The organism is Quatrionicoccus australiensis, assembly GCF_020510525.1.
GTDB lineage: Bacteria > Pseudomonadota > Gammaproteobacteria > Burkholderiales > Rhodocyclaceae > Azonexus > Azonexus australiensis_B.
This window is the reverse complement of the sequence record NZ_CP075188.1, coordinates 2,441,459-2,461,183: the sequence shown is the minus strand read 5'-3', so window position 1 is coordinate 2,461,183 and position 19,725 is coordinate 2,441,459. Positions and strand designations below refer to the sequence as shown.

Sequence of the window (19,725 nt, the reverse complement as noted above, 5' to 3'; positions counted from 1 at the left end):
TCTGGTCCTGTCATGCAAATTTTCTACTCTTTCGCTAGTCTTTCTCAGAAGAAAACAAGGAGGTAAAATTGCCAAAACGCTTTTCATTCGATTTGTTCAGGCTGAATATTGAGGATTCATCTGATTTATTTATCGACATAAATCCAAGGCGCCTCAGAGGCGATACAGATATACGCCAGCTTCTTGAGGCTTCATGCGATGTTGCTCACGATCAAATTCAAAAAACAAGAAGTGCTGTCTTCAAATGGAGTATTCGCTCCTTTGTTGATCTTAGTGAAATAGCGGAGCAACGAGACCTAGTTCACATAGTTTTAGCAAGAAGCATCCTAGAAAAAGATGGGATGAGTGTTACGGACGAAGGCCTTACAAATAGCACATCAATTTCATATCCTCCACTAGCTAGCACAATCGTTTGCCTATTCGATCTATCGCGCCATCTTGTGGCCGTAGAACATACAGGAGATCTATCAAACACAGCTTGGCGAGACTTCATGCACCAAATTCTTTCGAGCGCCGCAAACTCATTGGAGTGGTGGTCAACTATTGAACTGGAGCCCGTTCCCGCGCACAACGATATCGTTGAGCTTTTTCTATCATTTCAGCGGGTTACAAGAATGAAAGTGACCCTGAGAATCCCAAATCCAGAGCTAAATAGATACACTAAATCGGTGTACGAGGATCTTAGAGACAGTGGGATTCGAGAAATAACTCAGGATATGAAAAATCCCGGCGGACTTTCCAAGTTACCAAATGCTCGCCCCTTCGCATCTGCTGTCCTTGCCGAGCAAGGTTACAAGAAGGGCGAAGTAACTGTTGAAGGTCTGCGTAATGATACTTTTGAAGTTGCTCAGTCTGGTAATGAAGCCGCTCGCGGAGTTGTTAAGGGGCTGAGAGATTTTGTGCGCGGAATAAATGTAAATCTACGCACAAAGGAAGCAAAAAATGCAATTGCTGCAATCTGCGCGGAAATTGATAGAGTTCATCCACTGAGAGAAGAATGAAGCACAGGAAATTAAAAGTTGCCTGGGCGTATATCGTTGAAATAGTTCTCGCCATTCTGCTTGTTGGTCTTGGATGCAGCACAATGGGCGCTGCCGCTTTGGCAGAATTAGTGCGCCAATTCGCATTAGATATCGCAACACTATATTGCGCCGTATTTTTCGCGGCGGCACTTGGTTTCTTGTGGACGTTTTATTCAAAAGCGGACACAGAGTTTTATACTTGGCTTGACCGGATTGGCTCGTTCCATGTTTTCTTGAACGCCACCGCTTATGTAGTCGCCATCGAAGGAGTCGCGATATTTTTATTGCTGGCAACCAAGTTGTTTACTGGAAATGGATTTGCATTATTGGCCGCATTCGGATTTTTGCTGGCGCTCATTAACAGCTATACAATGGTGAAAAACGTCATTGATCTTATGAAATTGCACACGTTTTTCAACAGAGTTTCTCGCGAAGATAGAAAGGTGTCTCCTTAAATCAATCAAATATGTCTGATATAATTAGCACTGATTTAAGCGAATTCGTTTTTTAAAAAACGAGATAGAGATAATGGGTGTCAGAATCCGTTTTTTTAGATTTTTTTCCTTAATCAAAACAGAGGAAATTATTTATTAACCCGGCAATCCAATAGGTTCATTACGCGGCATATTGGATTTTTCGGTGTCTAAAATAGGACATAACCCGTTTTGGGCGATTCTGTATTTTCATCATTGCACCTCGCACCTTTGATTCCAGTTCATCCCGATTCCTGGCAGGCTTTCCGCCATGAACCAAGGCCTTCAGGTCGCAATTCAGATACTCGTCCGGATTGAGTTCCGGGGCGTAGGCGGGCAAGAAGAACAACTCAATGTGCTCGGTATGTTTTTCCAACCAGTCCCGAACCTTGTTGCTGTGATGCACTCGCAGGTTGTCGAGAATCAAAAACACTTTGCGTCCAGCATCACGAACCAGGCGTGCAAGGAATCGAATCAGGACAGTGGCCGTCATCGTTTCCCGATAGAGCATGAAGCGCACTTTCCCCTGGTTGGTGACCGTGGAGATCATGTTCGTGGCAAACCGGCTGCCGGGCACCCTTTGAACAGGTGTTTTTCCCGCTGGCGCATAGCTCCGGCCATGTTGGCAATCGCTACGGATGCCCGTTTCGTCACCCCAGTGAATCTCCGCCCCTTCGTCCTTGGCGCGCCGGGCGATGCGTGGGTAACTCTCCTTGAGCCAAGCCTCCACCAATTCAGGTTTCTGCTCATAGGCCCGCTTCAACGGCTTCTGCGGTGTAAAACCCCAGCGCTTGAGATACTCACCGACCGTCCGAATCGGCATGTCGATCTTGAAACGACGATGGATCAACTCCTGAACTGCTGCCCGTGTCCAGAGCGCGAAGGAAAGCTTGAGTTGGTCAGGCATTTTCTCGCTGATCAACTGCTGCACTGCCCACTCCTGTTCCACGCTGAGTGTGCGTCGCTCACCAATCTCCGTGCCTCTTTTGCCGCCTTCTACCGCCGACTTGAGGCCTTCTGCCTGGTAGCGCGACCACCAATATTGGACCGTACGGGAATGTACTCCGACCGCTAATCCAATCTCGGCAAATTCGCGTCCGTTCATTCGCATGCGAAGCGCTATCTTGCGCTTCTCCTTTTGTTGCTCTGGCCTGAGCTTGCGGGCATCTTCTTTATCCATGCAAATATCATAACATAAACGCCCTATCTATTTGCCAGGTTAATATGAACGAATCAGATTTTGAATATGCAGGCTTCTGGGTGCGTGTGGGGGCTGCCCTCATCGATGCGGTATTGGTCATGGCAATTACATTTCCACTTCTCGTTTCAATTTATGGCTGGAAGTATTTTGATTCGGAGAGCGTGATTTCGGGCCCCGCTGATTTTATTATTAACCCGGCAATCCAATAGGTTCATTACGCGGCATATTGGATTTTTCGGTGTCTAAAATAGGACATAACCCGTTTTGGGCGATTCTGTATTTTCATCATTGCACCTCGCACCTTTGATTCCAGTTCATCCCGATTCCTGGCAGGCTTTCCGCCATGAACCAAGGCCTTCAGGTCGCAATTCAGATACTCGTCCGGATTGAGTTCCGGGGCGTAGGCGGGCAAGAAGAACAACTCAATGTGCTCGGTATGTTTTTCCAACCAGTCCCGAACCTTGTTGCTGTGATGCACTCGCAGGTTGTCGAGAATCAAAAACACTTTGCGTCCAGCATCACGAACCAGGCGTGCAAGGAATCGAATCAGGACAGTGGCCGTCATCGTTTCCCGATAGAGCATGAAGCGCACTTTCCCCTGGTTGGTGACCGTGGAGATCATGTTCGTGGCAAACCGGCTGCCGGGCACCCTTTGAACAGGTGTTTTTCCCGCTGGCGCATAGCTCCGGCCATGTTGGCAATCGCTACGGATGCCCGTTTCGTCACCCCAGTGAATCTCCGCCCCTTCGTCCTTGGCGCGCCGGGCGATGCGTGGGTAACTCTCCTTGAGCCAAGCCTCCACCAATTCAGGTTTCTGCTCATAGGCCCGCTTCAACGGCTTCTGCGGTGTAAAACCCCAGCGCTTGAGATACTCACCGACCGTCCGAATCGGCATGTCGATCTTGAAACGACGATGGATCAACTCCTGAACTGCTGCCCGTGTCCAGAGCGCGAAGGAAAGCTTGAGTTGGTCAGGCATTTTCTCGCTGATCAACTGCTGCACTGCCCACTCCTGTTCCACGCTGAGTGTGCGTCGCTCACCAATCTCCGTGCCTCTTTTGCCGCCTTCTACCGCCGACTTGAGGCCTTCTGCCTGGTAGCGCGACCACCAATATTGGACCGTACGGGAATGTACTCCGACCGCTAATCCAATCTCGGCAAATTCGCGTCCGTTCATTCGCATGCGAAGCGCTATCTTGCGCTTCTCCTTTTGTTGCTCTGGCCTGAGCTTGCGGGCATCTTCTTTATCCATGCAAATATCATAACATAAACGCCCTATCTATTTGCCAGGTTAATATTTCCTGGTTTCTTCCCGCAGTTGGCTCGGTCTGGTTTTGGACACGAAAGCAAGCCACTCCGGGGAAGATGGCATTGTCACTAAGCGTTTTAGACGCCGACTCTGGCGCTGCGCTCTCTGTCGGCCAAAGCATCGGGAGATACTTGGCATATTTTGTATCTGCGATCCCGCTTGGGCTTGGATTGATCTGGGTTGGCTTTGATAACAGGAAACAAGGTTGGCACGACAAACTCGCTCATAGCGTCGTCGTCAGAGCCAAACAACGTGGTCCTGTTTCAGTCAGATTCCCCAATGCCTAGGGCAAACGATGCATAGAGCTTGGAGTGATTGAATTTTTATCAAAACTAACTCCCTCTCTGCCATTTTGATTTGAGTGTAAATATTAACCCGGCAATCCAATAGGTTCATTACGCGGCATATTGGATTTTTCGGTGTCTAAAATAGGACATAACCCGTTTTGGGCGATTCTGTATTTTCATCATTGCACCTCGCACCTTTGATTCCAGTTCATCCCGATTCCTGGCAGGCTTTCCGCCATGAACCAAGGCCTTCAGGTCGCAATTCAGATACTCGTCCGGATTGAGTTCCGGGGCGTAGGCGGGCAAGAAGAACAACTCAATGTGCTCGGTATGTTTTTCCAACCAGTCCCGAACCTTGTTGCTGTGATGCACTCGCAGGTTGTCGAGAATCAAAAACACTTTGCGTCCAGCATCACGAACCAGGCGTGCAAGGAATCGAATCAGGACAGTGGCCGTCATCGTTTCCCGATAGAGCATGAAGCGCACTTTCCCCTGGTTGGTGACCGTGGAGATCATGTTCGTGGCAAACCGGCTGCCGGGCACCCTTTGAACAGGTGTTTTTCCCGCTGGCGCATAGCTCCGGCCATGTTGGCAATCGCTACGGATGCCCGTTTCGTCACCCCAGTGAATCTCCGCCCCTTCGTCCTTGGCGCGCCGGGCGATGCGTGGGTAACTCTCCTTGAGCCAAGCCTCCACCAATTCAGGTTTCTGCTCATAGGCCCGCTTCAACGGCTTCTGCGGTGTAAAACCCCAGCGCTTGAGATACTCACCGACCGTCCGAATCGGCATGTCGATCTTGAAACGACGATGGATCAACTCCTGAACTGCTGCCCGTGTCCAGAGCGCGAAGGAAAGCTTGAGTTGGTCAGGCATTTTCTCGCTGATCAACTGCTGCACTGCCCACTCCTGTTCCACGCTGAGTGTGCGTCGCTCACCAATCTCCGTGCCTCTTTTGCCGCCTTCTACCGCCGACTTGAGGCCTTCTGCCTGGTAGCGCGACCACCAATATTGGACCGTACGGGAATGTACTCCGACCGCTAATCCAATCTCGGCAAATTCGCGTCCGTTCATTCGCATGCGAAGCGCTATCTTGCGCTTCTCCTTTTGTTGCTCTGGCCTGAGCTTGCGGGCATCTTCTTTATCCATGCAAATATCATAACATAAACGCCCTATCTATTTGCCAGGTTAATAACTGAAAATGGCGCCCGCATCCCTCATCCGCCGCCTGATATTTGCCGGTGTCCTACTTGCTATTGCCGGCATCGGCCTAACCGGTTTTCCGTTCGAGGTCGATTTGTGGGGCATCAATGCGCAGGTCGGTCTGGCGCTCGCCTTGGCCATTCCCTTCAGTCTCATCTGGGCAGGCTTCGCTTCTCCGCGCGGGGACATTCGCCGGGCCGCCTTTATTGTTGCCTTGCCGGTCCTGCCGATCAGTTTGTTGTGCTGGCTGGTGATGTCTTTCTCGGCGCCGTTCATCGACGGCATGCTCGACGAAGCCGGCTCGGGAGTGGTTCGCTATCGCCTCTATCGGGTTGCCGCGTTTGACGCCGATCCGCTGGGTATCGTGCTGCAACGGGAAATCGAACTGCTTCCCGGCCTGCGGATATTCTGGAAACTGTGCGGCGATACTTACGAGTCGGCCGGCAAGATCTCCCGCATCACGAAGGACGAGGTCGAGGTCAGGGCGGGCGAGCGTCTCGTGCTGAGCTGTCGGCTTTAAGCGGGGGCGCCGCTCGTGTTTATGGTGCGATGCTTGCGGCGATGCGGCATATTCCGCTTCTCACCAGTTGCCCGGTTTGATTTTGGACATCTCCCATGAAAACCCTCGTCGTCATCGCCCACCCTCTCCCTGACAGCCTGACCCAAGCCCTGGCGCAGGTCGCCATCAAATCGCTGACCGCCGCCGGTCATGAGGTTGTGGTCGAAAATCTTTACGACGCGGGCTTTTCTCCGGTGCTGACCGAGGCCGAGCGGCAGAGCTACTACCGTTTGCCTTTCGACGCTTCTGCCATCGCCGGGCAGGTTGAGTGCTTGCTTGCCGCCGAGGCGCTGGTGCTGGTGTTTCCGACCTGGTGGTTCGGCTTTCCGGCGATCTTGAAGGGCTGGTTTGACCGGGTCTGGGGGCCTGGGGTGGCTTACGATCATGCCAGCGATCTGGGGCCGATTCGGCCGCGTTTGCTCAATCTGAAGCACGCGCTGGCGATCACTTCGCTGGGGTCGCCGTGGTGGGTGGATCGCCTGCTGCTGTGGCAGCCGGTCCGGCGCATCCTGAAAACGGCATTGCTGGGCACTTGCGCGCCGGCTTGCCGCTTCGGGATGCTGTCGCTGTATCAGGCGGAGAAGCTCGATTCGGCTCAGGTTCGGCGCTTTTCATCGCGCATTGAAAGGGCCTTGGCGCGCTGGTTGTGACGCAGGGCGGGGTTCGTGCGCTGCGACGGGGCGGTCCACTAGCGGCTTTTTCCGCGCCCGCCGCGAGGCGATCGATCAGTGCCCGCAGCCGCAGGACGGAAGGTTTTCTCCCCGGTTGCGCATGAATTCGCCGATGCGGACGAACTGCTCGTACAGGGCGGTGCGCAGCGATTCATCGGGGACCGATTCTTCCAGCGCAAGCTGCATGCACATCAGCCATTGGTCGCGTTCTTCCGGGCCGATGGTGTAGGGCATGTGGCGCCGCCTGAGCATGGGCGGGCCGTATTTCTCGACGTAAAGCTGCGGGCCGCCCAGCCAGCCGGAGAGGAAATCGACAAACTTGTTGCCCGATTCGGTGAGGTCTTGCGGGTGAATCTTGCGCGCCGTGTAGGCTTCGGGGAGTTCGTCCATCAACTGGTAAAAGCGGTCAACCAGTTTGCGGATGGCGCTTTCGCCGCCGATGCGTTGATAGGGCGTTTCGCTGCTTTGGTTCATTGTTTCCATGTCGTTTTCCCGTGATTGCGCCTGCATTTCCTGCGGGGCCGCATCGCTTTGTTCGCCGCTTGCGTGGCGTCCGGCATGCGTTTGTTCCCGCTCTTGGCGTAGGCCGGATTATCAGCAACATGCATGCCGGCCACGCAAGGCCGCCGGGTGGCGGCTCGCGGCTGGCCAATGCGGCATGGCGGGAGGGCGACGGGATGTTTTCCGGTGGGGCTGTTGTGACAGCGTTGGCAAGCGCTCTGCCATAAATGGCATGGCTCGCTTGCTTGTTCCAGCTCTCAGGCGGTCGACCGGTGAAAAAGGTGCAAATTGCCGGCACAAAGCAAATGCCGGCCATTCCCTGTCAGACGTGGGCTTCAGGCGCTGGCGAAACGACTGCGCAGATACTTGATGATTTCGCCGGATTCGTAGAGCCACTGCGTATTGCCGGCCGGGTCGGTGATTTTCAGGCAGGGCACCTTGGCCTTGCCGCCGCCGCTGATCAGCGCCTCGCGGTGGGTTCCGGGCTGTTGCGCATCTAGCCGTTCTACCTTGAGGGCGAGACGCCGCATTTCCTGGCGTACCTTGATGCAAAACGGGCAGGTCTTGTACTGGTAAAGGACGAGGCTGGCGCACTGCTGGTCGACCTCGGCCTGGCTTGCGGCAGGACGCGCAACTCCCTTGGGCCGGGTGACGAACTCGCCGAGCAGCATGAAGGGGCCGATGACGATCCGCAGGGTTTTGAAGAAGGCTCTGATCACTGTTTTCATGGGGGATGACTTGCTTCCGTTAATGGACGGGCTTAAGGCAGCCGGTTCGCCATGGAGTTCCGCGCGCCGCAAAATGACTTGTCCGGCGTGGCTGCGTGCGAGCGCTATCCCAGCCGCCCAATCCGCTCCGCGGCCGTCTGCAAGTGTCTGTCCAGTGCGGCGAGGCATTCGCCAAATTCGGCAGTGAATCCCGCTTCCTCGTTCAGGCGCTTCAGATAGGCCTGTGCCAGCGCCAGTGCCTGGCGCCACTGGGCGCTGCTGATCTGGCTGTCAAAGCCGGCGGCCGGTAGCGTGGCGGGGAGTTCGCCGCTGCTGCGCGGCGCGAAGGCCATGGGGAGCATGTCGTAGGCCGGCGCCAGTTGGTAGGGGCGGCCGCTGTCGGTGACGAAGGAGAGGTTGCCGGGGTGCATGTCGGTGTTGCCGATCAACGTGCCGAAGGCGTACAGCAGGCAGGCGGCCTCATCTGCGTCGCGGGTGATGTGACGCTCGGCAAGCAGGCGGGCGGTCATGGCCGGCCAGCCGCCACGGCCGAGGCCGATGAATTCGGCGTCCATGGCACTGAGTGAGATGAGGCCGCGCCGGCCGTGCGGGCCGATGCGATCGAAACGTTCGACTTCGAGGAAGCGTTGTTGGCCGTTGTCGAGGATGCGTGTGGCGACGGCGGCGATGGCGTTTTCGCGCAGCAGCGTCAGGGCGTGGTGTTCGGCCAGCAACAGGTCGCGCCAGCGTTGGGCGACGGGGTTGTCGGCGCCTTCCGCGGCAGCAAGCGAAAACTTGACGAGCACATGGCGCGGGCCATCGACAGTTTCAGCGTAGGCGCCGAACTTGGGTTGCTCGCCGCCGGCTGACGAGGCCGGGGTTTCGCCGCTGAGCGCTTGCCGGGCGCGTTCGGCGTAGGCAGCGGCAAGCCCGGTGGCCGGTAGCGCAACTGGCTCGGGGTGCTGGATGAAGTGCTCGCGCCCGGCATCACCGACAATCAAATTGCCGATGGCGTCGCTGCCCGGCTGGCTGAGCAGGGCGCGCAGGATGTGTTCTTCCTGCCAGTCGCCGAGACGGGGCGGCAGGCCGAGCGTTTCCGCCTGGGCGGCAACGAAGGCGCGGCCGAGAAAACCCTGCGGCCGCATGTCGTCCAGCCACCAGGGAAAGCCTTCACTGTAGCTGGTGCTGCCGTCGCTGTTGGTCATCACGTAGCCGGTGGGCTGTACCGGGCTGAGCCGCCCGAGCGCCTCGACCTGGCCGGCCGGCGTGACGCGGTAGATGGCAACATCCGGCATGGCGAGCAGGGGCCGGCGCAGCGCGTAGTGAATGGATCGATACGGGCCGAAACGGAGGATCTGATTGCCCAGTACCTGCATGGCACGGGACAGCGTGGCCTGGCTGATACCGATTTTTTCGGCCAACTGGCGGGCAGTAAGCGGGCCGGATGAAAGCAGCGTGCGAATGCTTAGCGAGTGATCGGGTGCTGGCATGAATTGATTGATGAATAGATTGATGAATTGATATTAGCCTTGTTCCGGCGGCTTGGCTATTGCAGCGATAACGATACGGCAGCGATGCGGCCGTTGAGAAACGCCGGGGCGCCAGCCGTGCCGGCTGCTTTTACAGTTGAGCCTGGTTTTTTCCTGTTTTCAACGGTCGACCGCTAAATTCAGCGTAATTTGCTCCGCACCGGCCTATGTCGTGCTACGGCGTGTGTGCCGAAGCTGGTCGCAAGCAGGGCGGTTCCGGCTTTTCGTTCAAGCGGCTTTCCGTTGCCAATACGGCCATCGACCCGAAACGAGAATAACCCCGAAATTTATCTATACAAAACTGATTCAACTATGGATAATCCGACCTCACTGGACGCCCGGCGTCCTCCCGGTTAAGCATGATTCGGGTGGAGGAGACTAAGTAGCAAGTAAAGGAAAGCCCGCAAAGACGGGCTTCTTTTTCGCCTGTCGTTTCTGGCGGGCGGTGCGCCTGCCGCTGTGCGCGATCCGTCGCACGGCCCGCTGTGGGCCGTTTTGCCCGGTTTTCCGGGCAATTTCCCGGCGAAAAAAATGCCCGCACTAGGCGGGCATAAATCCATTTTTTGGAATGGAGGAGACAGGTCCATTGTGGCACAAATTTGCTGCAGTGCAACAAATATTTGTCACTGTTTTGCAATCAAGGAAAAGCGGCTGGTGAGGGCGTGCTTGGCGTGCGCTCCGCCGCCTTACTGAACGGGCCGCCTCGTTGCGCCAGCTGCGGCCGGGCAGGGCGCCGGCGTTTCCTGCTTTGGCCTGTATGGCCGATAATTCCCGTTCAGTTCATTCGAGGAATTAGCATGCTCGCCAATCTGACCGCCTTCTTCATTCACTGGGGCATCATCGCCTTGTCGCTGTGGGTGGCCAGTCATGTGTTCAGCGGCATCCGCTTTGCCAGTACCGGCACGCTGCTGGTTTCGGCGCTGCTGCTCAGTTTTGCCAACGCCGTGCTGCGCCCCTTGCTGATCGTGCTGACCCTGCCGCTGACTTTCCTGACCCTGGGTTTCTTCCTGCTCGTGATCAATGCGCTGATGTTGCTGCTGGTGGCGCGCCTGGTCGATGGCTTCAAAATCTCCGGCTTCTGGACGGCGTTTTTCGCCAGCCTGTTCATTGCGCTGATGAGCATGCTGCTCGGTGGACTGGTGCCGGATGCCGAGCTGACCATCTATCGCCTGCCGGCGAGCGGGCCGACCATCTCGATGTAGCTTTTGCCGGGGGAAAGCTACCGCCGCGGCGCCGGGACGCGTATCCTTGCCGGCCGCCCTTGGCGAACAGTTGCTGCACGATCCATGACCACCGAGCTTGCCCCGCGTACCGAGCGTTTCTTCCTGCTGACCCTGGCCGGCGTCCAGTTCAGCCACATCCTCGATTTCATGATCATGATGCCGCTCGGGCCGATTCTGATGGCGGCCTTCGGCATCGGTACGCACGAGTTCGGCTTGCTGGTCGCCTCTTACAGTTTCAGCGCGGCGATTTCCGGCGTGCTGGCGGCGACCTTCGTCGATCTCTTCGAGCGCAAGCGCATGCTGCTCGTCTGCTTTGCGTTGTTTGCGCTGGCGACGCTGGCCTGCGCACTGGCGCCGGGCTTTTCCATGCTCCTGCTGGCGCGCGGCCTGGCCGGTGTGTTCGGCGGCATCATGGGCGCGCTGGTGCAGACCATGGTCGGCGACGTGATTCCGTTCTCGCGGCGGGCGCGGGCGAGCGGCCTGATCGCCAGTGCCTTCTCGCTGTCGACCATTGCCGGCGTGCCGCTCTCCTTGTGGCTGGCCAATCATTTCGGCTGGCAGATGCCGTTCATCCTGATCGCCGCGACCAGCGTGCTGTTCATCGTGGTCGGCCTGCGCTTTCTGCCCGAGTTGCGGCATCACTTGAGCGAAGAGAAGCGGGCGCACCTGCTCTCGGCGACCTTCAGCGTGCTCGGCGAGGCCAATCACCGGCATGCCTTGCTGTTCTCGGCGCTGCTGGTGTTTTCCGGCTTCACGGTGATTCCCTACATCACGGTTTATGCGGTCAATAACGTCGGCATCGACCCGCACGACATTCCCTTCGTCTATCTCGCCGGCGGTTTCGCGACCTTCATCAGCGCGCGCCTGATCGGCCACTGGGCCGACCGGCATGGCAAGGTCGAGGCCTATCGCTGGGTGGCGCTGATCACCATCGTGCCGCTGCTGGTGCTTACCCATGTCGGCCGCCTGCCGCTGTGGGGCTGGCTGATCTGTTCGACCAGCTTTTTCGTGCTGATCTCGGGGCGCATGATCCCGGCCATGGCGGTCATCACCTCGGCGGCGCAGCCGAAATTGCGCGGCACCTTCATGTCGCTGAACGGCACCGTGCAGTCGCTGGCGATGGGCCTGGCGACGACCCTGGCCGGCTACATGATTGCGCTCGACGCCGACGGTCATGTCGTCGGCTACCCGTTCGCCGGCTATCTGGCCGTGGGTGCCAACCTGGTGGCGATCTGGTATGTCGGGCGTATCGTCATGCACGGGCAGAAGGTCTAGTTTTCGGCAAAATCAGCCTTTTTGCGGCGTCGACCGGTCGACAGCAAAAAAAGGCCGAATTTGCATGCTTGTTGTCGGCGGGCGCAGTGGTCGCCGCCGGCCGGCATCGCCTAGGATGCGCCTTGCTTAAACAACAAGGAGACAAGCATGCAGGCCTTTCAGGACTACTACCCGGAGAATCTCGCGCACTGCTACGGCTGCGGCCGCAACAACGCAGACGGCCACCGGATCAAGACTTTCTGGGACGGCGACGAGACGGTCACGCATTTCCAGCCGCGCCCGGAACACACGGCCATCCCAGGTTTCGTCTATGGCGGCCTGCTTGCCTCGCTGATCGATTGCCACGGCACCGGCACCGCCGCAGCGGCGATGTACCGGGCGGAAAACCGCAGCATGGACAGCCTGCCGGCCTTTCGTTTCGTCACCGGCTCGCTGCAGGTCAGTTACCTGAAGCCGACGCCGCTCGGCCCGGTGCTGGAAATCCGCGGCCGGGTCAAGGAAATCAAGGGGCGCAAGGTGGTGGTCGAGGCGACGGTATATGCCGAAGGCGTCGCGACGGCGCGCGGCGAGATCGTCGCGGTGCAGATGCCGGATACCTTCGTCGCCGCCTGAGTGGTTTTGCCACTGCCGTAGCGGTCGACCGTAAAAAAGCGGGCAAAACCGGGTGCCAGGTGTGGCGCACGGCTTTTGCCCGGAGCGGATGCTAAGCTTGCGTCTTTCCTGACAGCAGCACACGCCCAGCATGAGCAAAACCGGTTACTGGATCCTGCGTTCCGAACAGCGCTTGTTGACCCTGGTCGATACGGTTTTTCCGTTCGGCCCGGCCGGCGCCTTCGGCGACCCGGACAACGCCCTTTACGTCGGTGAATTGCACGGCCAGCCCTGCCATGCGGTCGACCTCGCCGAATTGCCGGAAATGCCCGGCGCCGAGCCGACGCCGCTGCGCGCCATCTTTCAGCTGGCCGGGCCGGAAATCTTCGCGCTGGCCGGGCGCGCCACGCAGTTGCTCGACTGGCAGGCCAACCACCGTTTCTGCGGCAAGTGCGGCACGCCGACCGTGAAGAAGGACAGCGAATTGGCGATGCACTGCCCGCACTGCGGCCTGCTCGCCTATCCGCGCCTGTCGCCGGCGATCATGGTGCTGGTGCGCGATGGCGACAAGCTGCTGCTCGGGCGCAGTCCGCATTTCAAGCCGGGCGTGTTCAGCGCCCTGGCCGGTTTTGTCGAACCGGGCGAGACGCTGGAAGAGTGCGCCGCGCGTGAGGTGCGCGAAGAGGTCGGCATCGAGATCACCAACCTGCGCTATTTCTCCAGCCAGCCCTGGCCTTTCCCGAATTCGCTGATGATCGCCTTCTTCGCCGATTACGCGGGCGGCGAGATCACGCCCGATCCGGCCGAGATCGAAGCGGCAGAATGGTTTTCGCCCGATGCGCTGCCCATCCTGCCGGATCCGATCAGCATCTCGCGCCGCCTGATCGACGCGGCGCTGCGCCCGGCTTAATCGTCTTCTTCCTCGGCGTTGTACAGGCGCAGGCGTTTGTCGGCGCTGACGCCGAGGATCTTCGCCAGCCAGGGCGGCGGCGAATCGGCCAGCGCCTGCTGGAAGCGCCCGATGACTTCCGGAGCCGGTCCGCCGTTGGGCAGCTTGATCGGGAAAATGTCGGCGCGGATGACCTTGGCCGCCGCCGGCCCGCCGATCGACACGACGTAGAGCACATGGCAATCGCCGATCAACTGGCAGCGGAAGAGGTTCTTGTCCTCGGCAAAATCCGCTTCCAGCGCGCTGCGCACGCCGATCAGGCGGCTTTCCGTCGCCGACACCTGATAGACGAGGTAGCGCAGGCAGGAGCCGAAATGCCCGTTCAGCTCGTTGCCGCTGTCGGAAGCGATGGCGACGCGCAGCGAATCGGGGATGTCGCCGTCGGCATAAGGCTCGGCCTGCGGCAGGTTCTCATCGTCCTGCACCTCGCCCCACAGGATGCGCACGGCGAGTTTCATGGCGTCGATGCCGATGCCCATGTCCTCGTCGTCTTCCTCGCCGTCCATGCTGCCCAGCCCGGTTTTCAGGTTGGTGACGGTGATCGCGCGCAAATTGTCGGTGTCGATTTGTTCACCGAGATGGCTCTGCAACAGCGCAATCAACCGCGGCAGGGTGACATTGGGCATGGCGCGGGAAGCTAGGGCAACGCGCAGCGCGGCTTCCTGGGTAATCGGCATGGTTCTCTGGTCCATTGGGGATCTCCTTGGCCTTGCTGGCCTATCGTTGGAGATTTTGCCCTTGCAGGGATGGTGCCAAGCGCCGGCTTGGCCCTCCTGGTCAGCGTTTTCGCCGAATTGAACTAATTTGGCGCGCTTTGGTCGGCGACAGCCTCTTGTCGAGTTTTCGACAAGAGGCGCGGGGGCGGGATGCTGTCCGGCGCCAGGATATTCGGTAGTATGAACGGCATCGCCGGGTAATGCGCCATCGCCAGACTGATTCAAGGTTTGCCCGGCTCCTGATTCTGGCCGGCAGCCTGTTTGACGGTTTGCTTGCCGCATTCCAGAAAGCAAAACACGCATGACGACTTCCCGCTGCTCCGACAGCTTGCCGCCGCCAGTCAGTTTCTGGCAAGCCCTTGCTTTCTGGCTCAAGCTCGGTTTTGTCAGTTTCGGCGGGCCGGCCGGACAGATTTCGCTGATGCATCATGAACTGGTCGAGCGGCGGCGCTGGATTTCCGAGCGCCGCTTCCTGCATGCCCTCAACTACTGCATGCTGCTGCCCGGTCCGGAAGCGCAGCAACTGGCGACCTATATCGGCTGGTTGCTGCATTGCACCTGGGGCGGCATCGTGGCCGGCGGCTTGTTCGTGCTGCCATCGCTGTTTATTCTGATTGCCTTGTCCTGGGTCTATGTCGCTTTTGGCGAGATGCCGCTGGTTGCCGGGTTGTTTTACGGCATCAAGCCGGCGGTGACCGCGATTGTTCTCCAGGCGGCGTACCGGATCGGCGGGCGTGTCCTGAAGAACAAGGTGCTCTGGGCGATTGCTGCCGCCTCTTTCCTTGCCATCTTTGCGGCGGGCGTGCCGTTTCCGGCCATTGTCGCGACGGCGGCCCTGATCGGCTACATCGGCGGACGTGTCGCGCCGACCGGCTTCACGCTGGGCGGCGGGCATGGCAAAGCCGGGAAATCCTTTGGCCGGGCATTGATCGATGATGAGACGCCGACGCCGGCGCACGCGGTATTTACCTGGTCACGGCTCGCCTGGGTGTTGCTCGGCGGGCTGTTGCTCTGGGGAGTGCCGATGGCCGGCCTGACTTTGCTCTACGGCTGGGACTTCACCCTGACGCAGATGGGCTGGTTTTTCAGCAAGGCGGCCCTGCTGACTTTCGGCGGCGCCTATGCGGTCTTGCCTTACGTCTATCAGGGGGCGGTGGATGCCTATCACTGGCTGACTCCGCTGCAGATGATGGATGGCCTGGCGCTGGGTGAAACGACGCCGGGGCCGCTGATCATGGTGGTGGCTTTTGTCGGCTTTGTCGGTGGCTACGGCAAGGCGGTGTTCGGGCCGGAAAGCCTGTTTCTGGCCGGCGCCGTGGCGGCGTGTCTGGTCACCTGGTTTACCTTTTTGCCATCCTTCATCTTCATCCTGGGCGGCGGTCCGCTGATCGAGACGACGCACAACGATCTGAAGTTCACTGCGCCGCTCACTGCCATCACCGCTGCCGTGGTCGGCGTCATTTTCAACCTGGCACTGTTCTTCGGTTACCACGTCCTGTGGCCGCAGGGCCCGGGCGGAAGCATCGACTGGATATCGGGGCTGATTGCGCTGCTTGCCGCGGTTGCCCTGTTGCGCTTCCAGCGCAACATCATCCATGTCATTGCCGCCTGTGCCGTCCTCGGTCTGGCAAGCAAAACCTTCCTCTGATCGCCCGTCTGCCGCGGGGCGGTTTTTGCCCTGCCGCACCGGTCGACCGCTAAAAACACCCGAAAACGAACAAGGCCGGACGAACCGGCCTTGTTCACCAAGTGCGCAATGCTACCGACGCGCGGCAGGGGCTTGATCAGGCGCCCGGAAAGCCGGGCTTCGGCGAATTGCGGCTCGTTGGGCGGGGAGAGGGAGTTCCTTAGTTGCGGCGGACAAGTACGTAGGGATTGCGAAACGTTGATCCCTTGATTTCCGAAACCGCAAAGGAGTTGCCGGCAGCTAGTATTTTGGCGCGTCCGGTTGCATCTGCACGGCCATCGTTTGAGTGTTCCTTCATCTCGACGATGAGCGGCTCCGGGGCGATCAGACGCAGCTCGAAAGTAGTGCCCGGCATGTTGCTGCCGGTGATGCTGGCGGTCGAGTTTGGTCCGCTCAGGGTGACGGATTGTTCCAGCTGGTCAGCCAGATAGATGTCGATCTTGATTGCTTCTGCAGCAATGGCGGAGACGGGAATCGCCAGCAAGGCGGCAAGCAGCAGGGGGAGGGATTTCATCGCGTAAGTCCTGGGGGTATTTGCCCGGGAGCGCTGTTGTCGCATCGGGCAGCAGGCCGGGCAAGAGGGCGCAAAGTCGGCAATGCTAACCCCGGGACGGGATTTGTTGCGTTACAAACTGTAATCGCGCGCGCCTGGCCAGGGGGGGCAGAGCCGCTTGACGCGGTTTTTGCCCCGCCGCAGCGGTCGACCGCCAAAAACACCCGAAAACGAACAAGGCCGGACGCGCCGGCCTTGTTCGCCGCGTGCGCAATGTTTCAGACGCGCAGCAGGGCCTTGATCAGGCGCTCGGAGAGCTGGGCTTCGGTGAATTGCGGTTCGTTGGGCGGGTAGAGGGAATTCTCGTCGATGGCGAAGCCGTGCTCCAGGGCCAGGGCACGCAGTTCCTTGATCTTCTGGCAAGCCAGCAGTTGTTCCTTCAGCACCGGATCGCTTTTGGCTTTTTCGGAAAAGGCCTTGATGGGGACAATCGACATCTGTTTCTCCTGTTCAACGTTATTGCGAAAAAAGGTGGTATTCCAGCCCGCCGGGCGAGCGTCCGCTTTGTCGGCTAGTCGACAAAAACGACGTCTTTTCCTGGGCATCGGGGGGGGTAAGCAATTCCGGGGCCAAATCCGCCCCGCCTTGGGGCACAATATCCGTCAGGAGGTGAGCCATGGTGACAAAAGGATTGGTCGACAAATTGCGTTCTATGGTGGGCGCTGGTGTCGAGCGCGTGGCGCTGACGCCGCGCGGCCTGGAGCGTTTGCGCGCGCAACTGCGCGAGTGTGCCGAAGGGCAGGGTGGCGAAGTCTCGGCGCGCGGTCGCGCGGCGCGCCTCGCCGAAACTTATCTCAGTCTCAATGACGAAGGCCGGCAGCGTTTCCTCAAGCTGATCGCGCTCGAGTTCGGGCCGGACCCGGCCAAGGTCGCGACGGCGCATGCCGCCTATCAGGCCGCGGTCGGCACGCCCGAGCAGTGGAAGGCGGAAGCGGCGATGCGCGGCGCGATGCGCTCGCGGCGCATCCGCATCCTGACCCAGTTCAACGCCATTCCGCAGGGCGTCAAGTTTCTGGTCGACCTGCGCGCCGACCTGCTGCGCTACCTCGAAAACGACCGCGAACTCGCCGTGCTCGACCGCGAACTGGAGTCGCGCCTGTCGGCCTGGTTCGACGTCGGCTTCCTGGAGTTGCAGCGCATCACCTGGAATTCGCCGGCCGCCTTGCTCGAGAAACTGATCGAGTACGAGGCGGTGCATGAAATCCGCTCGTGGACCGATCTCAAGAACCGGCTCGATTCCGACCGCCGGCTCTACGCCTTCTTCCACCCGCGCATGCCGGCCGAGCCGCTGATTTTCGTCGAGGTCGCGCTGACCGACCATCTGGCCGGCAATGTCCAGGAACTGCTCGACGAGCACGCGCCGGTCTTCGACAACAGCAAGGCCGACACGGCGATTTTCTATTCCATCTCGAATACCCAGGTCGGCCTGCGCGGCGTGTCTTTCGGCAATTTCCTGCTGAAGCGGGTGATCGACGACCTGAAACGCGACTTCCCGCGCCTTTCCTGCTTTGCGACCTTGTCGCCGATGCCGGGCCTGGCCGCCTGGGTCAAGAAGAATCCGCAGGTGCTGGCCGAGGCGGGCTGCGAATTGCCGCTCGACGCACTGGCGACCGGTACCTGGGCCGGGGACAAGAAGCAGGTGCGCAGCCTGCGCGATCCGCTGACCCGGCTCGCCGCGCGCTACCTGGCGACGGCCAAGCAGGGCGGCGGCGAGAGCGGCCCGCCCTTCGACCCGGTGTCGCGTTTCCACCTCGGCAACGGGGCGCGCGTCGAGCAGCTCAATTATCTTGCCGATGCTTCGCCGAAAGGTTTCCGCCAGTCGTTCGGGCTGATGGTGAATTATTTCTACAGCCTGGATGACATCGAGACCAATCTCGAAGCCTTCGCCAGTACCGGCCACATCGCGATGTCGGCCGGGGTGCGGCGCCAGGCGCGCAGCAAGTAGGTTTTTGCCGTTTGCAGACGGTCGACCGTCTGAAAAGGCCGAAAATGCAGGAAAGGCCGGGCGTGCTGCCCGGCCTTTTTTTCGCTCAGAAAGTGATGACCTTGTCCGCTGCCAGCGTGGCGGCAGCCAGTTCGACCAGCGTGCCGATGCTGGTGCCGGGAATCAGCGGCAGTTCGCCGAGGCCGCGCGCCAGGGCACAGGTGCGGCAGAGCTTGATGCTGGCGCCGCTGGCGACCAGTTGTTCGACCATGCCCTGCAGGCCGTTGCCGGTGCCGTCGATCTGGTTGGGCAGGCCGAGTACCGTGGCGTCGGACATCAGGAAAATATTGACCTGCGGCTTGGCGTCGCTGCCGCTCAGGGCGCAGGCCAGGCGCAGGGCGGAAAGGCAGCGTTCGCTGCCGTAGGGGGCGGCGTGGATGATGATCAGAATGTTTTGCATGGCAGGCTCCTCGGAAATTGCCGTGCATGCTGCGCAAATACGGCGTACTTGGCAAGTCGGCGGATTTGCCCGCAGTCATCAAATTGGCCGTTTCATGGCGCTATACTGGCCGCCAGTCATAGGTGGCGTGAAGAAGCATGCGGCAATTTCGGCAGTTTTTTCTTTGGTGTTTGTTCCTCGTGCTCCCGCTGGCAGCAACTGCCGCACCGGGCGAGCCCGGCGTGCTCAAGGTGGTGGTGCTGGAGGATGCGCCACCGATGGCTTATCGCGATGCCGCCGGGCAACTGACCGGCTTCAGTGTGGCGGTCATGCAGGCGCTGTGTGCCGAAATGAATGTCCGCTGCGAGTTTGAGGTGCGGCAGTTCGAATATCTGCTCGACGATCTGGCCAGCGGCCATTTCGATGTGGCGGCGGTGGGCTTGCTCAATACGCCGGAACGCCGCCAGAAGGTGCTATTCACCCGCCCGGTCTACCGTTCGCAAACCCTGTTTTTTGCCAAGCCCGGCGTGACGCCCGGTCAGCCCGAGGTGCGTGTTTCCACCTTCAAGGGCTCGGCGCAGGAAGGCTATATCCGGCAGCAGGGCTGGAAGTCGGTCGGCGCGCAAACGGCCGAGGACATGGTCGAACAACTGGTCGCCGGTGTTGCCCACGCCTGTGTCGTGCCGTTGATGAGCAGCCTCAGCCTGCGCAAGAGCCGCGCTTTCCTGCAACTCGGGCTGGTGCCGGTGATCCTGCAGACGCCAGAGTTCGACAGCGCGGCTTCCTTCGGCATCTCGCCGCAGCGCGCCGACCTCAAGCCGGCACTCGACAAGGCGCTCGACCGGATCAAGGTGAATGGCGTCTACGACCGGATCAACTCGAAGTTCCTGCCTTTCCGGGTCGATTGAG

Annotated in this window: 23 protein-coding genes; 13 read left to right on the top strand and 10 right to left on the bottom strand. The window is 59.3% G+C overall.

Translation table 11 applies throughout. The features are described from left to right. Positions 1-68 precede the first annotated feature (68 nt). Both KI612_RS11910 and KI612_RS11905 read left to right on the top strand, forming a co-directional pair. Positions 69-1,001: a DUF4747 family protein gene (locus KI612_RS11910; protein WP_226440297.1), complete on the top strand. Its 933-nt coding sequence runs from the start codon at positions 69-71 to the stop codon at positions 999-1,001. Further along, positions 998-1,477, top strand: coding sequence for a hypothetical protein (locus tag KI612_RS11905; protein WP_226440296.1), 480 nt, complete (start codon positions 998-1,000; stop codon positions 1,475-1,477). Before KI612_RS11910 ends, KI612_RS11905 begins: the two co-directional genes overlap by 4 nt. Before the next feature lie 160 nt (positions 1,478-1,637). On the opposite strand, the gene KI612_RS11900 is transcribed toward KI612_RS11905, so the two are convergent. Continuing rightward, positions 1,638-2,675 (bottom strand): IS630 family transposase, encoded by a 1,038-nt coding sequence (locus KI612_RS11900; protein ID WP_226440294.1) that lies wholly within the window; start codon positions 2,673-2,675, stop codon positions 1,638-1,640. A gap of 44 nt (positions 2,676-2,719) precedes the next feature. Between KI612_RS11900 and KI612_RS11895 the strand changes: the two genes are divergently transcribed. Continuing rightward, positions 2,720-2,905 carry an RDD family protein gene (locus KI612_RS11895; RefSeq protein ID WP_226440295.1) on the top strand — a complete coding sequence of 62 codons (186 nt, stop codon included), beginning with the start codon at positions 2,720-2,722 and terminating at the stop codon, positions 2,903-2,905. Positions 2,906-2,910: 5 nt separating this feature from the next. On the opposite strand, the gene KI612_RS11890 is transcribed toward KI612_RS11895, so the two are convergent. After that, complete coding sequence (locus KI612_RS11890; protein ID WP_226440294.1) at positions 2,911-3,948, bottom strand: IS630 family transposase; 1,038 nt, start codon at positions 3,946-3,948, stop codon at positions 2,911-2,913. Positions 3,949-3,962: 14 nt separating this feature from the next. Here KI612_RS11890 and KI612_RS11885 point away from each other — a divergent pair, with 14 nt between their 5' ends. Further along, a complete protein-coding gene (locus KI612_RS11885; protein ID WP_319003002.1) occupies positions 3,963-4,292 on the top strand; it encodes an RDD family protein in 330 nt (109 codons plus the stop codon). Between the two features lie 108 nt (positions 4,293-4,400). On the opposite strand, the gene KI612_RS11880 is transcribed toward KI612_RS11885, so the two are convergent. After that, complete coding sequence (locus KI612_RS11880) at positions 4,401-5,438, bottom strand: IS630 family transposase (RefSeq protein WP_226440294.1); 1,038 nt, start codon at positions 5,436-5,438, stop codon at positions 4,401-4,403. A 52-nt stretch (positions 5,439-5,490) separates the two neighbouring features. Here KI612_RS11880 and KI612_RS11875 point away from each other — a divergent pair, with 52 nt between their 5' ends. Beyond that, on the top strand, positions 5,491-6,012 hold the full coding sequence (locus KI612_RS11875) for a hypothetical protein (protein ID WP_226440293.1): 522 nt from the start codon (positions 5,491-5,493) through the stop codon (positions 6,010-6,012). Between the two features lie 95 nt (positions 6,013-6,107). Further along, positions 6,108-6,701 (top strand): NAD(P)H-dependent oxidoreductase, encoded by a 594-nt coding sequence (locus KI612_RS11870; RefSeq protein ID WP_226440292.1) that lies wholly within the window; start codon positions 6,108-6,110, stop codon positions 6,699-6,701. 75 nt (positions 6,702-6,776) lie between these two features. Here KI612_RS11870 and KI612_RS11865 read toward each other — a convergent pair whose 3' ends face one another. The 3 genes from KI612_RS11865 to yjjJ form a co-directional block, all read right to left on the bottom strand. Further along, the gene (locus KI612_RS11865) at positions 6,777-7,205 is read right to left on the bottom strand and encodes a group II truncated hemoglobin (protein WP_319002940.1); all 429 of its coding nucleotides are present in this window, start codon (positions 7,203-7,205) and stop codon (positions 6,777-6,779) included. A 353-nt stretch (positions 7,206-7,558) separates the two neighbouring features. Continuing rightward, positions 7,559-7,951: a glutaredoxin family protein gene (locus tag KI612_RS11860; protein WP_226440291.1), complete on the bottom strand. Its 393-nt coding sequence runs from the start codon at positions 7,949-7,951 to the stop codon at positions 7,559-7,561. Positions 7,952-8,055: 104 nt separating this feature from the next. Then, positions 8,056-9,420: a type II toxin-antitoxin system HipA family toxin YjjJ gene (yjjJ, locus tag KI612_RS11855; protein WP_226440290.1), complete on the bottom strand. Its 1,365-nt coding sequence runs from the start codon at positions 9,418-9,420 to the stop codon at positions 8,056-8,058. A gap of 836 nt (positions 9,421-10,256) precedes the next feature. Here yjjJ and KI612_RS11850 point away from each other — a divergent pair. The 4 genes from KI612_RS11850 (at position 10,257) to nudC (ending at position 13,458) form a co-directional block, all read left to right on the top strand. After that, positions 10,257-10,661: a phage holin family protein gene (locus KI612_RS11850; RefSeq protein WP_226440289.1), complete on the top strand. Its 405-nt coding sequence runs from the start codon at positions 10,257-10,259 to the stop codon at positions 10,659-10,661. A gap of 84 nt (positions 10,662-10,745) precedes the next feature. After that, the gene (locus KI612_RS11845) at positions 10,746-11,957 is read left to right on the top strand and encodes an MFS transporter (protein ID WP_226440288.1); all 1,212 of its coding nucleotides are present in this window, start codon (positions 10,746-10,748) and stop codon (positions 11,955-11,957) included. Positions 11,958-12,104: 147 nt separating this feature from the next. After that, positions 12,105-12,569: a PaaI family thioesterase gene (locus tag KI612_RS11840; RefSeq protein WP_226440287.1), complete on the top strand. Its 465-nt coding sequence runs from the start codon at positions 12,105-12,107 to the stop codon at positions 12,567-12,569. Between the two features lie 130 nt (positions 12,570-12,699). Then, a complete protein-coding gene (gene nudC / locus KI612_RS11835) occupies positions 12,700-13,458 on the top strand; it encodes an NAD(+) diphosphatase (RefSeq protein WP_226440286.1) in 759 nt (252 codons plus the stop codon). Here the strand turns inward: nudC and KI612_RS11830 are convergent. Further along, positions 13,455-14,189 (bottom strand): dinitrogenase iron-molybdenum cofactor biosynthesis protein, encoded by a 735-nt coding sequence (locus tag KI612_RS11830; RefSeq protein WP_226440285.1) that lies wholly within the window; start codon positions 14,187-14,189, stop codon positions 13,455-13,457. The two genes, nudC and KI612_RS11830, sit on opposite strands and share 4 nt — an antisense overlap. Before the next feature lie 325 nt (positions 14,190-14,514). On the opposite strand from KI612_RS11830, the gene chrA reads away from it, so the two are divergent. Beyond that, positions 14,515-15,861 carry a chromate efflux transporter gene (gene chrA, locus KI612_RS11825; RefSeq protein ID WP_226440284.1) on the top strand — a complete coding sequence of 449 codons (1,347 nt, stop codon included), beginning with the start codon at positions 14,515-14,517 and terminating at the stop codon, positions 15,859-15,861. Between the two features lie 199 nt (positions 15,862-16,060). On the opposite strand, the gene KI612_RS11820 is transcribed toward chrA, so the two are convergent. After that, on the bottom strand, positions 16,061-16,414 hold the full coding sequence (locus KI612_RS11820; protein WP_226440283.1) for a hypothetical protein: 354 nt from the start codon (positions 16,412-16,414) through the stop codon (positions 16,061-16,063). A 257-nt stretch (positions 16,415-16,671) separates the two neighbouring features. Beyond that, positions 16,672-16,890, bottom strand: coding sequence for a Nif11-like leader peptide family natural product precursor (locus tag KI612_RS11815; protein WP_226440282.1), 219 nt, complete (start codon positions 16,888-16,890; stop codon positions 16,672-16,674). Between the two features lie 179 nt (positions 16,891-17,069). Here KI612_RS11815 and KI612_RS11810 point away from each other — a divergent pair, with 179 nt between their 5' ends. Further along, positions 17,070-18,398 carry a malonyl-CoA decarboxylase gene (locus KI612_RS11810; protein ID WP_226440281.1) on the top strand — a complete coding sequence of 443 codons (1,329 nt, stop codon included), beginning with the start codon at positions 17,070-17,072 and terminating at the stop codon, positions 18,396-18,398. 85 nt (positions 18,399-18,483) lie between these two features. On the opposite strand, the gene KI612_RS11805 is transcribed toward KI612_RS11810, so the two are convergent. Further along, positions 18,484-18,837 (bottom strand): DsrE/DsrF/TusD sulfur relay family protein, encoded by a 354-nt coding sequence (locus KI612_RS11805; RefSeq protein ID WP_226440280.1) that lies wholly within the window; start codon positions 18,835-18,837, stop codon positions 18,484-18,486. A gap of 179 nt (positions 18,838-19,016) precedes the next feature. Between KI612_RS11805 and KI612_RS11800 the strand changes: the two genes are divergently transcribed. After that, entirely contained in the window at positions 19,017-19,724 is a 708-nt protein-coding gene (locus tag KI612_RS11800) for a substrate-binding periplasmic protein (protein ID WP_226440279.1), read from the top strand. The last annotated feature ends 1 nt before the right edge of the window (position 19,725 follow it).